This is a genomic window from Xenorhabdus poinarii G6 (assembly GCF_000968175.1).
Taxonomy (GTDB): Bacteria; Pseudomonadota; Gammaproteobacteria; order Enterobacterales; family Enterobacteriaceae; genus Xenorhabdus; species Xenorhabdus poinarii.
Window position 1 is genome coordinate 2,335,885 of sequence record NZ_FO704551.1, and the last position, 13,707, is coordinate 2,349,591.

The 13,707-nt window shown below is 43.9% G+C and carries 12 protein-coding genes; 7 read left to right on the plus strand and 5 right to left on the minus strand.

Annotation, left to right across the window (positions count from 1 at the left end):
• Window positions 1-32: 32 nt before the first annotated feature.
• The 4 genes from XPG1_RS10750 to fur all read left to right on the plus strand — a co-directional run bounded on the left by XPG1_RS10750 (window position 33) and on the right by fur (window position 2,783).
• On the plus strand, window positions 33-1,067 hold the full coding sequence (locus XPG1_RS10750) for a GlxA family transcriptional regulator (protein WP_045959079.1): 1,035 nt from the start codon (window positions 33-35) through the stop codon (window positions 1,065-1,067).
• Window positions 1,068-1,143: 76 nt separating this feature from the next.
• The gene (ybfE, locus tag XPG1_RS10755) at window positions 1,144-1,434 is read left to right on the plus strand and encodes a LexA regulated protein (protein ID WP_045959080.1); all 291 of its coding nucleotides are present in this window, start codon (window positions 1,144-1,146) and stop codon (window positions 1,432-1,434) included.
• Window positions 1,435-1,609: 175 nt separating this feature from the next.
• Window positions 1,610-2,143 (plus strand): flavodoxin FldA, encoded by a 534-nt coding sequence (fldA, locus tag XPG1_RS10760; protein WP_045959081.1) that lies wholly within the window; start codon window positions 1,610-1,612, stop codon window positions 2,141-2,143.
• Between the two features lie 187 nt (window positions 2,144-2,330).
• Window positions 2,331-2,783: a ferric iron uptake transcriptional regulator gene (fur, locus tag XPG1_RS10765; protein WP_045959082.1), complete on the plus strand. Its 453-nt coding sequence runs from the start codon at window positions 2,331-2,333 to the stop codon at window positions 2,781-2,783.
• 181 nt (window positions 2,784-2,964) lie between these two features.
• Here fur and glnS read toward each other — a convergent pair whose 3' ends face one another.
• The 4 genes from glnS to XPG1_RS10785 all read right to left on the minus strand — a co-directional run bounded on the left by glnS (window position 2,965) and on the right by XPG1_RS10785 (window position 7,532).
• A complete protein-coding gene (glnS, locus tag XPG1_RS10770) occupies window positions 2,965-4,632 on the minus strand; it encodes a glutamine--tRNA ligase (RefSeq protein ID WP_045959083.1) in 1,668 nt (555 codons plus the stop codon).
• Window positions 4,633-4,790: 158 nt separating this feature from the next.
• The gene (locus XPG1_RS10775) at window positions 4,791-5,756 is read right to left on the minus strand and encodes a pyridoxal-phosphate dependent enzyme (protein WP_366300557.1); all 966 of its coding nucleotides are present in this window, start codon (window positions 5,754-5,756) and stop codon (window positions 4,791-4,793) included.
• Between the two features lie 27 nt (window positions 5,757-5,783).
• A complete protein-coding gene (locus XPG1_RS10780) occupies window positions 5,784-6,509 on the minus strand; it encodes a helix-turn-helix transcriptional regulator (RefSeq protein WP_045959084.1) in 726 nt (241 codons plus the stop codon).
• A gap of 219 nt (window positions 6,510-6,728) precedes the next feature.
• Window positions 6,729-7,532, minus strand: coding sequence for a helix-turn-helix transcriptional regulator (locus tag XPG1_RS10785; protein ID WP_231853000.1), 804 nt, complete (start codon window positions 7,530-7,532; stop codon window positions 6,729-6,731).
• A gap of 39 nt (window positions 7,533-7,571) precedes the next feature.
• Here XPG1_RS10785 and XPG1_RS10790 point away from each other — a divergent pair, with 39 nt between their 5' ends.
• The gene (locus tag XPG1_RS10790) at window positions 7,572-7,964 is read left to right on the plus strand and encodes a nuclear transport factor 2 family protein (RefSeq protein ID WP_052708295.1); all 393 of its coding nucleotides are present in this window, start codon (window positions 7,572-7,574) and stop codon (window positions 7,962-7,964) included.
• A gap of 347 nt (window positions 7,965-8,311) precedes the next feature.
• On the opposite strand, the gene XPG1_RS10795 is transcribed toward XPG1_RS10790, so the two are convergent.
• Window positions 8,312-9,487, minus strand: a complete 1,176-nt coding sequence (locus XPG1_RS10795; protein WP_045959086.1) for an RNA-guided endonuclease InsQ/TnpB family protein — start codon at window positions 9,485-9,487, stop codon at window positions 8,312-8,314.
• A 1,011-nt stretch (window positions 9,488-10,498) separates the two neighbouring features.
• Here XPG1_RS10795 and XPG1_RS10800 point away from each other — a divergent pair.
• Both XPG1_RS10800 and nagE read left to right on the plus strand, forming a co-directional pair.
• Window positions 10,499-11,785, plus strand: coding sequence for a glycosyltransferase (locus tag XPG1_RS10800; RefSeq protein WP_045959087.1), 1,287 nt, complete (start codon window positions 10,499-10,501; stop codon window positions 11,783-11,785).
• A gap of 199 nt (window positions 11,786-11,984) precedes the next feature.
• The gene (gene nagE / locus XPG1_RS10805; RefSeq protein ID WP_045959088.1) at window positions 11,985-13,499 is read left to right on the plus strand and encodes an N-acetylglucosamine-specific PTS transporter subunit IIBC; all 1,515 of its coding nucleotides are present in this window, start codon (window positions 11,985-11,987) and stop codon (window positions 13,497-13,499) included.
• Window positions 13,500-13,707: the final 208 nt, after the last annotated feature.

The following is a 13,707-nucleotide window of genomic DNA, read 5'->3' on the forward strand; positions in this document are numbered from 1 at the left end:
GACAAGGTGTTCTTAAGGAAGAGAATATAACCATGAAACAAGTCTCTGTTATCGCGTTAGTTTTTTCGCATACCTCGGTCACGTCGGTTGCCATGCCGATCGAAATTCTCACTATCGCCGCTAATACTATTGGCGGCGCTGCCCCCCATGTCAGCATTATCTCTCCACCCCATCAGGAAAACAGAAATCATACGAATAACCTGTTGATGGGCTCTACACGCTTCCCCCATAGCACCCTCGCTGCTTCCCTGGATTGCGGACAACAACCCGATATGATTCTGGTCGGTTCACTGGGCTTTCCGGAATGGGAAACGCGACATTGCACGCCAGAAATCATTGCATGGATTCAGGCGATGGATGAAAAACGCATTCCGATCGTTTCAATATGCTCAGGCACGTTTATCCTTGCCCAAGCAGGATTATTAAACAACGGCGCCACCATTCACCCTCATTTTTTCCCCGAATTCAAAAAACGCTTCCCCCATATTCCTCTCTATACCGACAAAAAAATTATCAGCGATAACCACCGATTCTGTATCTCCAGTGCTTATGGCTGCGGAAGCTGTATGTTAAATATCATTGAGTTGGTATACGGACAATATGCCAGAGAACAATGTACAAAATTTTTGTTAGATGAAAATGACAGCACAGCCCTGTTTGATTCCGCCGGCTTCACCCCTTATCGCCAGCACGCCGATGCGCTGATCCACAAACTGCAAGATTGGATGCATACGTTTCCCTCTGAAATTTTATCTGTCGCTGATTTAGCCAATAAAATTCATCTTTGCGAACGCCAGATGAAACGCCGTTTTAAGATCGCTACAGGCAAAACCCCGATCCAATATATCCAGCAAATCCGCCTGTCACAGGCAAAACACTGGCTGGAAAAATCCCAAAAATCCATTGAAGAGATCAGCCATGAAGTCGGTTATGAAGATACCCGCTATTTCAGGGAGTTGTTCAAACGCTGTCATGGATTAACACCAAAAGAGTATCGTCAAAAATATCATCACTCTTCCCTTTTTCTGCCCAATGCCATTGGCTATCCCTCGGAAAAACCAGACTAGCCAGTAGCGGCACGCGTCCAGCTAAGGTATTATTGCCGGCTATATTGTTGGTACACGCCCATTATCAATTGAATTTATGGCAAAAGAACAAACTGATCGCACCACACTGGATTTGTTCGCAGATGAACGCAGGCCAGGGCGACCGAAAACAAATCCGCTGTCCAGGGATGAGCAGCTTAGAATCAATAAACGCAACCAGTTGCGGCGAGATAAGGTAAAAGGACTGCGTCGAGTGGAACTTAAACTGAATGAAGAGGCCGTCGACATACTTAATCATCTGGCAAAACAGCGTAATATCAGCCGCAGTGAATTGATTGAGCAAATGCTGGTAGCCCAACTGGCAGAAAAAAATCATCCTGCCAATTAACGGCATTTATTCAACGGCAATAAAGCGATGTCACCACACAAATTTGACAGATTTGTCATTGATGTTTGGTCAGAATAACGCTTTTCATGTGACTAAAACTGACATTTTTCTAGCTGATTTCAGCGTGATGTGTATGGATTTAATACACGAATAAAACAAGAGGTTAACCCATTTTATGGCAATAATAGGTATATTCTTCGGCAGCGATACCGGCAACACAGAGAACATCGCCAAAATGATCCAAGAAAAATTGGGTGGTGCTGATGTTGCTGAAGTCCACGATATTGCCAAAAGCAGCAAAGAAGACATTGACGCTTTCGATATCCTGCTGCTTGGCATCCCAACCTGGTATTACGGCGAAGCCCAATGTGACTGGGATGATTTTTTCCCAACACTGGGAGAGATTGATTTCGACGGAAAACTGGTTGCTTTGTTCGGCTGTGGTGATCAGGAAGATTATGCAGAATACTTCTGTGATGCCATGGGCACTATCCGCGATATTATTGAGCCTAATGGCGCAATTATTGTAGGGCACTGGCCAACCGAAGGATATCACTTTGAAGCCTCGAAGGGCATGGCCGATGACACCCACTTTATTGGTCTGGCTATTGATGAAGATCGCCAACCAGAATTGACAGATGAACGCGTTGAAGCCTGGGTACAACAAATTAAGGCTGAAATGAGTCTGTCAGCCATCCTGGATGCATAATAAAGAGAATAATACCCTTTCAAGCGGGATTATTCTTGCATAATGTGTCATGATTCCGGAATAGGTATGGTTTTCATTTTGACTATCCATGCCTATAATCAACTGCGTGAAAACAGAATCATGATTCCCTCACGATACCCCCAAGTATCATAAGTTCACTTAACCCTAGTTACAGGACTGAATCCGCATGACCGACAACAATAAAGCATTGAAAAATGCTGGACTTAAAGTCACACTTCCACGTTTGAAAATTCTGGAAGTGCTACAGGACCCAGAATGCCATCATGTCAGTGCGGAGGATCTCTACAAAAAACTGATTGATATCGGTGAAGAGATTGGCCTCGCCACTGTCTATCGCGTGTTGAACCAGTTCGATGATGCCGGCATTGTCACACGCCACAATTTTGAAGGCGGTAAATCGGTTTTTGAACTCACTCAGCAACATCACCATGACCACCTGATTTGTCTCGATTGCGGGAAGGTCATTGAATTTAATGACGAGTTTATTGAAGAACGCCAGAGAAACATCGCTGAGCGTTATGGCATTAAACTTTCAAACCACAGTCTTTATTTATATGGTCACTGCGCCGCTGGTGATTGCCGCAAAGATAGCGCATTTCATGATGAAAAAGCAGGATAATTCTACTCAGGTGTTTAATTTCATCTGAATAAGCTTCTGCCGATTAGCTTAAGCTAGTCGGCAAGTCGCTTTAAGCACGATTAGATTAGCCAACGATGAGATAGCCACACCGCACTACTGATAAAAAAAGCGTGAAAATAATCACGCTTTTTGGTGTACAGGTTAAGTAAACAGCGTCACATTATCCTTGTGAGATTTTTGCCCAGGTATCACGCAGACCAACGGTGCGGTTAAAGACCAAACGATCAGCACTTGAGAGGCGACTGTCAGCGCAGAAATAACCTTCACGTTCAAACTGGTAAGTTTTTTCTGGTAACGCATTGACCAGACCCGGTTCGACAAATCCCTTACGGATCATCAGCGACGCTGGATTAATCGTGGATAAGAAATCATCCTCCGCTCCCGGATTTGCTACGCTGAACAGGCGGTCATACAGGTAGAATTCTGCCGGAACACCGTAGGCAGCGCTGACCCAGTGAATCACCCCTTTCACCTTGCGGCCATCAGCGGGATCTTTGTTCAGCGTCTGTTCGTCATACTGGCAATAAATTGTTGTGATATTGCCTTGCGCATCTTTTTCAACACGCTCAGCTTTAATCACATAAGCATTGCGCAGACGTACCTCTTTGCCCAGCACCAGACGCTTGTATTGACGATTCGCTTCTTCACGGAAATCCGCGCGATCAATATACAGTTCACGACTGAACGGCACTTCACGGCTGCCCATTTCCGGTTTATTCGGATGGTTAGGCATCGTCAGGATCACTTCACCTTCCGGCATATTCTCGATCACCAGTTTCACCGGATCAAGAACCGCCATAGCACGGGGCGCATTTTCATTCAGGTCATCGCGAATGCAGGATTCCAGCGCGGCCATTTCAACATTGTTGTCCTGTTTCGTCACTCCAATGCGGCGACAAAATTCACGGATAGATGCCGCTGTATAACCACGACGACGCAATCCAGAAATAGTTGGCATACGTGGGTCATCCCAGCCATCAACGATATTCTCGGTCACCAGCTGGTTAAGTTTACGCTTTGACATCACCGTATATTCCAGATTCAGGCGAGAAAACTCGTACTGACGTGGGTGGCAATCAATCGTAATGTTATCCAATACCCAATCGTACAAACGACGGTTATCCTGAAATTCCAGTGTACAGATGGAATGGGTGATCCCTTCCAGTGCATCGGAAATACAGTGGGTGAAATCGTACATCGGATAGATACACCACTTATGACCTGATTGGTGATGCTCTGCAAATTTGATGCGGTAAATAACCGGATCACGCATGACGATGAACGGTGAGGACATATCAATTTTGGCCCGCAGACACGCTTTACCTTCAGCAAACTCACCGGCTCGCATTTTTTCAAATAAAGCCAGGTTTTCTTCTACGCTGCGATCCCGATATGGGCTGTTTTTACCTGGCTCTTTCAATGTACCGCGATATGCACGGATCTCGTCAGGACACAGCTCATCGACATACGCTAATCCTTTATTGATTAACTCAATCGCGTATTGATACAGGGTATCGAAATAATCAGAAGAGTAGCGAATATTCCCACTCCACTGGAAACCCAACCACTGGACGTCAGTTTTAATCGATTCAACGTATTCGATATCTTCTTTTACCGGGTTTGTATCATCAAAACGTAGGTTGCATTGTCCCTGATAGTCTTGAGCGATGCCGAAATTCAAGCAGATCGACTTGGCATGGCCGATATGCAGATAACCGTTAGGTTCAGGTGGAAAGCGGGTATGTACGGATGTATGTTTACCCGTTGCCAGATCTTCGTCAATAATCTGACGAATAAAGTTTGTCGGGCGGGCATCAGCCTCACTCATCATTTTTTCCTCAATGCAAAAATCGCTTTAACATAACCTTCTATAATCTAATAAGCTGAACCGAGAAACAATACTTTGTTAGTGGGATTCAGGGGAAATGTGGGGAAGCGATAGCGGAATGGCTGAAAATACCCCACAACATTTAAGCTGGTAGCGATTCATACCATTAATTTCAGTGCGTCAACGGTGGCCGTTGAACCGCCGCAGACAATAACCAACACATTGTTATAACCGCTGATCGGGATTTTTTTGCCGTACAGGACAGCAAGTGAAGCACCACAGGCAGGTTCGACCAGCGTGCGGTGATCGTCCAGAAATGACAAGCTGGCGTCCACAGCCTCGCGATCAGTCACGCGCACCGGCACAACCGGTCTTTCTTGTGCCACTTCAAAGGCTCGCTGACAGACCTGACTCGCCCCTAGCGTGGTCGCCACCCCCGTCAGAACCGGCACTTCCGTTAACCGACCCGCATCCAGGGAGGCGAAATAAGAGGCCATGCCCTCCGTCTCAACCGCATAAACAGGCACATCCTTAAGACCATGACGACGTAATCCTTCATCAACCCCGGCCAGCAACCCGCCGCCACCCACGGAGAGGATAACGGCATCCGGCCGTACGCCTTCGGCCACCACTTCATCAATCATAGCGGCATGGCCGTACCAGAGAAGGGGATCGTCGAAAGGATGCAAGAAAGCGTCCTCCTCCGTCAGCAGGGACAGCGCCAGTTCATTGGCTTCCGACCACATTTTCCCGTGCACAATGACCTCTGCCCCTTCCTGTTTCAGTAAATGCCTGACACGTTCAGCCGTGGTTTCTGGCACCACGACAATCACCGGGACACCGAGCTGACGTCCTGCATAGGCGACAGCCAGACCGGCATTCCCCCCGGAAGAGGAGATGAAGCGACGCGCTCCATTTGCCTTATGGCGCTCGCAGGCATGACCAATCCCGCGAATTTTAAAAGAGCCAGAGGGTTGTAAGGCTTCCATTTTCAGCCAAACACGCGTGCCGTTCAGTTGACCCAATGGCAGGGACTCTAGTAATGGGGTACGGATACTCAGGAAGCCGTTAGCCGTCACTGCCCGCGCAAACGGGTATGGCATTGAGTTGGTATCTCTTTTCATGGGATCTCCGGGTTGAGGCAGCAACAATTAGCGGCCAGCGTTCTTCAATTCATCGAGGTAGTTGTAAATTGTATAGCGAGTCACTCCGAGAGCCGTCGCCGCTTTTTCAACACCGCCTTTCATAAGGAAAATGCCTTTCTCCTGCATCTGTTGCACGGCATGTAGTTTGGCCTGTTTACTGTCAATTCGACGACTTCCCGGACCGCGTTCTGTGGCGCTAGTGATAATATCTCGCATCAGGTCTTCGATATTGTCATGTGACGTCTCAGACTGGCTCGCTTCCTGGGATGGCGTATCCACCAGTAGCGGGGGTAACGCGGTAAGGCTCTGAAGTATATTCAAGGCATGTTTGATGCCCTCGTTATCCACATTAATGCACAACGCGGCAAAGGGACGCGTGTTTCTGCCCCGGTAGATAGCGGTGCTGCTACGTAGCGGTGTACCGGTGCCAGTGAAGGTTTCATAGTCTAGTAGCAGGGTGACGGGTTCCCGGCTTTCTTCCATCGCGATAATAAACGCTTTGTCTGTGCGCACACCCGCCAGCAAGGAATCCCCTTTCCGCCGCCCGGTCACATGCGCATTCACGATTTCAATGATGGAAAATGCTGGCTTTCTCAGATCATGGAGCACAACCTCTGCATTTGACGCGATCACGCTGCCTATCACACGAACCGCAGCAGACAGCATCTGCAACATCTCTTCTTCGTATCGTTCGTCAGCACTATTGCCAACCATTAACCCCATGTTAGCCATTAATCCGAACCTTTATTAAACACAATGTTGAATAATGTAAGTGTATGACATCATAAAATCAACACTTTGTTGATATTTTGGCGTCATATATCCTATCGTTTTTCGATTCAATCTTTTTATTCGGGTGTGAGGCGTTACGTCGTTTCTTTCTAAAGCGGACTCTGCCGTTATTCATTTTGTAGGAGCAACACGCAGGCGGGGCTGTTCCATCGCAACTTTTCACTTCGGACTTGATGTTGTGATCCTTCTGTTTATTTGAAATTGTCCCGGTGTTTGACCAAAGCGTTTTTTGAAGGCTTCTATGTAGGCACTGACGTTACGGTAACCACTGCGCTCAGCAATTTCACTGATTAACTGTCCTGCTAAAACCCATGGCAAAGATGCAATGATTTTCGCTTGCTGCCTCCACTGGCTGAAGGAAAGCCCGGTTTGCTGACGGAATAATCGACTTAGGTGACGTGAACTCAATCCCCACTTTAGCGCGAGTTGTTCTTGATCCCATGAACACTCAGGATTTTTAAGCAAAGCATCAGCCACGTTCCGAGCGCGCCTGTCATCGGGTAATGGAAGGTTAAGCGCTAATTTAGGCGAGCGCATGATCTCACGACCTAATAATGTCATCAGGCTGCTTTTATATTCCTTTGAGTCATCTGGGTCATGGCGTCGTGCGGTGCGATCCAAGAGATTCAACACAAACGGATCAGCACCATAAATGCCCTCGCTGGAAGGGAATAGGTTGCAATCATCAAGATCCAGATAAAAGCTTATTCCTTCTACAGCGCCTATAGCCACCGCTCTATGCCGATTTCCCGGGGGGAACCAACCCAATGTCCCTGCTGTAACCGACCACTGGGCTTTCTCTGTTTCTACCGCAATAACACCACGCTTAATCTGGTACAGCTGGCCAGCGGTATGTTGGTGCCAGGGAGTTGTATATTGACTGAAGTAATCGAATTTCTTTATCAGTATCATTTGGCGGAATAACCGTATTTGTTGTCCTGATACGGATAATAAGTCAGACATCTTGTCATGTACACTTTGCGCATCACAAAGGAGATAGACATGAATAACCCATCTAAAATCGTCATTGATGCATTGGAAGAAATGATAAGTACGCGATCTCACGATGAGAGCAAAATCGCGTTGTACTTCGACCAAAGTTATGAGCAAGTAGTCAATGGAGAGTGCCTGGATTATAGAAGCTTCATTCAGCACATTGCCGTTCTGAAAGAACACATTTCACGTATTGAACTGTCAATCCTGAAGATAGTTTCAGAAGGTGATACTGTTTTTACTCATCATACTGCAAACGTAGTGAAACCCGATGGAACTGAAAGTCAATTTGAGGTTTTTGCCAGATTCACGCTTTGCGCAGGAAAGATTGTTCGTTGTGAAGAATTAACACGGATGATTAGCGGCGCGAGTAGTGATCGTGATTTAGGCAGTCGATACTAAGTGTGACAGTATTTACCGACGATTGCTTTTAGTGGTCGTCTACCCCCGGTGGATCTATTTCTGCTTACAGGGGCAACACGCAGCCTAGAATATTCCTCTAAACATCCCGGACGACCTATCTCTGCTTACAGGGGCAACACCCCTGTGCGTGTCCAGGCCGTAAAAACAAAATCGACCTATCTCTGCTTACAGGGGCAACACCCTAACTATTTTTGATAGATAATTCATGAAGTTAAATCCACACAAAAAATATACCAAAATTTTACAGCGATTTCCCTTTTCAACCACCGCTTTTCGCGATGTCCCAGGGCGTTAATTCGGTACGGTCTGTACCTATTGAAAAATCACTAAACAGCCATCGCAGCAATATTAATTGCCGCATTCACATCCCGGTGATGCTCTGCGCCACATGCACCACATTTCCATTGCCGTATAGATAGTGTTAATTCATTATTCACATGACCACAGCGGCAACACGTTTTACTGGACGGTGCCCATCTGTCAATTTTCAAAAACACCACACCGCGCCACAACGATTTGTACTCCAGTTGGCGGAAAAACTCGCCTAAACTGACACTGGACAGAGAGCGATTTAATCCCGATTTCCGACTCGCCCCATTGGCTATGTAATTCCCGTTCTCGTCCTGCTTCGGTTTCGGTCTGGCCATCATGCCCTTCACATTTAGATCTTCTACCGCCACGGCTTGGTTTTCGCGTGTAAGGCGGTGTGTGAATTTATGCAGAAAATCGCGGCGGACGGCAGCGACACGTTCATACAGCCGGGCAATCCAATACTTTTGTTTCAGGCGGTTGGCACTCCCCTTCTGTTTCCGTGCCAGTTTACGCTGTGCTCTACGCAAACATTTTTGAATTTGTTTGTACGCTGCCGGGCTGTGAACAATCTCCCCCGTAGATAGGGCCGCGAACTGGTGAAAATCGCCCTCGGTTTTGCAACCAACATCAATTCCCATAGGTCGCAAATCAATGGTCGGTTGTGCCGGAAAATCGCGGCCATCATCAATCAGCACAGTCGCATAATATTTGCCAGTTGGCGTCTGACGAACGGTAGCGCGTTTAATTTTTCCCTCGAACGGGCGAAAACCACGGCAGCAAACCCAACCCGCTTTGGGTAATTTTAATGCCCGATCGGTTAATTGGATGCTAGCTGCAGCTGTCGCCGTATATGTCGCATCACCACGGTGTTTCGATTTGAATCTTGGGAATCCGGGGGTTTCACCATGTTTAACACGACGGAAAAAATTTTTGTACGCGGTGTCCACACAGGTGCATGCATATTTTAGCGCCTGGCTGTCCGCATCCACCAACCACAGGTATTCATTTTTCAACAATGTCATACGTTTCATTAAATCGTATGCCGATGAGCGTTTTTCACCTGCCTCATATTGTTGTTGGCAGAACGCCAACGCGTTATTGAAAACCCAACGGCAGCACCCGAAGGTTTTCGCGAAAAATTCGCGTTGTTCTGCATTTGGATATAAACGAACTCGTATTGCATATAACATTAAAATTCCCCCTAAAATACCGGCCTATCCCCGCTCGCATGGGCAACACACCAATCAAACCTTTATTTATCAATCGATTTTCGGCCTATCCCCGCTCGCATGGGCAACACACAAATCAACAACTCGTACATTAGAACTAGTGCGGCCTATCCCCGCTCGCATGGGCAACACAGCAGCATTATGGCTAAAATCTCAATCAAAAACGGCCTATCCCCGCTCGCATGGGCAACACACTAACGAATTTTAGTAGATAAATCATATTGTTAAATACACCTAAAAAATCCACCAAAGTTTTGCAGCAATTTCCCTTTTCAACCACCGCCTTTCGCGATGTCCCAGGGCGTTAATTCGGGTCGGCCTAACCCTATTTATAGACAGGATATTAAGTAATAACTCTCTATTTCAGATAGAAAAAAGTCTTCATTTATGATCTGATAATTGTGACTAATAACAGATTAAAATCACCGAATAAAGCCGGTGATGATTATCACTATAAAACACCCGATGGTGCAATTATTTAGTGGCTATTATTTGGAATCTATTGACTCTCAGCATCCATTGATTAAATACGTGAGAGATATTAAGAAAATACACCACATCCTCATTGAAAATTTGCTAAACATTACGATTTGGATATAACTCTGAATTATGTAGACCATACAATCTGATATAAACCAAGCAGGCCAAATTTCTATTTTATTTTCATACCAATCTTATGATCTGAAAGAGTCAATAACTTATAAAAAATAACATACACATTATATATAATGTTATTTAATTTCACTAATCAAATCAGTATATATAAAAAACCAGCTCCCAAAACACATAATAGACAGTACGGTAAGATGATTGAGGAAAAAGATGATTATCTCGTTTAACCTCATTCAAAAATAAGTGAATCGTCACTTATTTTTATCCCTTTCAGCATATCCGCGTAACTGGAAATTTTGCCCTTGCTATTATTACCACCTTAAAACCCAAAGATATCATACATATCAACAGAGAATAAAAATGAAAACTCTATCATTAAGCAATAAAAACATGATTATAGCAATCGTCATTAACGAAAAATATCTATCAAATCACCATATAGATGGATTTAAGGTAGGCGCAACTTCATTCACATTAAAAATAACTGACTACTTTATCAGTCATCAAATCTTTGCTGGTTTTATCCTGTATAAAAGAGATGAATCACTATTGGTTCCTAAGATTGAAAAATCAGAAACTAATGGAATAAAATATATAAAAATTCGCTTTAATTTTTCGATGCGTTCAGAAGATATCAAAGAAGCTTTAAATAAAGCCTTATCATTTCTTTCGAAAAAAAATAATAAAAAGTTCAATATCTTCGCTTATTATCAGACAGATACACTTCTCTCCTATCATCCCTCACACATTCCTTGTGGTGTAACACATCATGGACCCTTTGTTGACGATTTTCAGAGACATTATTCACAAAAAGAAGCTTTCCAGGCATTTGAAAATAAAAATAAAACGCTGCATCTTTATAAGCAACAATCCATAGGGATTAATACATTAATTGATAAAGGGTATTTTGTTATACAACATTCTAAATTACAAGGTGACTACCTGTTAAGTAAAGGTGTTAAAAAAGGAAAAATAAAACAGATTAATCCGCCCATGTTTTCTTACGAAAATCACGAATACCGTTTATTAAATCACAACATCAGCCATTTTCTGAAAACAAATAAAAGTGAAGTTTTGTTATTCACCGCTGTTGCTAGATTAGATTATTTTAAAAATATCGATTTTTTAATTAATGCCTCTATTCATTTATTAAAAAAAGGAATTCCAACAAAAACATTAATTTTAGGTGATGAAGAAAAACACCCCGCCAGAAGGGAGATGCTATGTTCTATGATCCCTCTAGAATATAGAAAATCTTTTCTAATCTCACACAAGTTATCACATACAGAATTATTAAATATTTTCAATGAATTGAAGAGGAAAGCGATTTTTGTATGTACATCACGTTATGAAACGCTGGGGATTACACCTTTGGAAGCCGCACTCAATGGGATCTATACCATTGTTCCAGATTTGAGCTCCGTAGAAACTTCAACTTATTTTTCATCAAAAGATAAGTTTCAATACGACATCATATCACTGACGAGAAAAATCATTTCTATCGTTGATAAAAAGTTATTCGAGTCTGATATACAACAACAAAACCTCAGAGCTTTACTCTCGAAAAACACCTTCGAAGAAAGCATGACTAGAATTTATAATGAAATTTCAATTAATTATATGAAATCACATCCAATCACTATTTAAACATTGCTGATAATAACCTATATAAATAATTTCAAATAAATGCGCACATGACCGTGCGCATTTTAGTTTCTATCAATATCGTTACAACGATCACAATTACTTATTTATGTGTAGCTTTTTCTTATTTTTCAATTAAAAATAAGTACGGTTATCAGCGAAAAGTCTCCAATAATATTGACTACAAAAATAGGTGAGCAGCATGAGTATATTTAGTTACCTACAGCGTTTGGGGAAAGCACTGATGCTCCCGATCGCGTCGCTTCCCGTCGCCGCGTTATTACTGCGGCTCGGTCAACCCGATGTATTTAATATCGCTTTTATTGCCAGTGCCGGTGGCGGCATTTTTGAAAATTTACCGCTATTATTTGCACTAGGCATTTCTGTCGGTCTGGCGAAAGATAATGGTGGAGCCGCCGCTCTCGCCGGTGTCGTCGGGTTTTTTATTCTGACAAAAGCCACTGCGGTAATCGACCCTGAAATCAATATGTCATTTTTTGCCGGTATCATTGCAGGAATTGTTGCTGGCCACTGTTATAACCGCTTTTCTGAAACCCAATTGCCCGAATTTCTGGCTTTTTTCGCCGGTAAACGTTTAGTTCCAATTATCACCGGAATTATTTGCCTTTTTCTGGCATGGATTTGTGGGCATGTTTGGCCATATGTACAACATGGTATTGATAGTTTTAGTCTTTTAGTGTCAAAAAGTGGGATGGCGGGATGGTTTGCTTATGGTGTTCTTAACCGTGCACTGATTCCATTTGGCCTACACTATATCCTGCATTCCGTTTTCTGGTTCAGCTTAGGTGATTGTTTAAAAATTACTTACGATCTCGCAGGATCAATCCATAATATCTGCTTGGCACCTGATGTCGCCAGCTCTCTCACCCTTGGTGCAGCGATACCCGGAATAGAAGGTTCGCAGATTACTCAAATAGCCAGTGATCTCGCTCGTGGCGATCTCAATCGGTTCTTCGCTGGTGATCCCACCGCAGGTGTTTATATGGCATGGGCCTATCCAATCTTTATGGGGGGCTTGCCAGGCGCGGCTTTAGCCATGTATTTAGCTGCACCAAAATCACGTCGCCCGCAAATTGGAGGGATGTTATTTTCCGTCGCCTTAACCTCATTTCTGACCGGTATCACCGAACCCATTGAATTTTCATTCTTATTTTTAGCGCCCGTATTATACGTTTTACATGCAATTCTGGCGGGCGTCAGCATGGTCATTACAAATGCTTTAGGTGTCTTGCACGGTTTTGGCTTCTCTGCTGGCCTGATTGATTTAGGGTTAAGTTGGGGATTGGCAACAAAGCCCTGGCTATTGATCCCGCTTATTATCTTGTTCTTTGTTATCTACTTTGTTCTCTTTACGTTAATGATCCGCATCTTCAATCTGAATACGATAGGAAGAGAAGAAACAAGTACTGACAACGCCATTTCTGCATCCCAAGATAAAGAAGCGATTACCCATTATATCAGTGCCCTCGGAGGCACGAACAATATTCGTACCGTTGATGCGTGTATCACTCGGCTCCGTTTAACCGTGGAGGATAATACCCGATTAGATGAGGCGCAATTGAAGACGTTGGGTGCTAAGGGCATCATAAAAATAGGTAAGCAGAATATTCAGGTTGTCCTCGGGCCACAAGCCGAAGGCATCGCTGAACAAATAAAAGCACAGTTAAAATTCAGCGACGCAGACAAAACTGAATAACCGATGCTTATCAGAATAAAAAGGAACCTATTTGTGTTCCTTTTTTATTCACAAAAAGACTTATTTAATGAAACAAAAAAAGATCCTCGCACATCGACTAATACCAGCATAAAAAACATGATAGTCGCTAAAAAACTAGCCATATGACTCATCTTATTTTAAGATTGAAAATATGTTATGTCTGGATGGAACAAAACCCCATACAGAC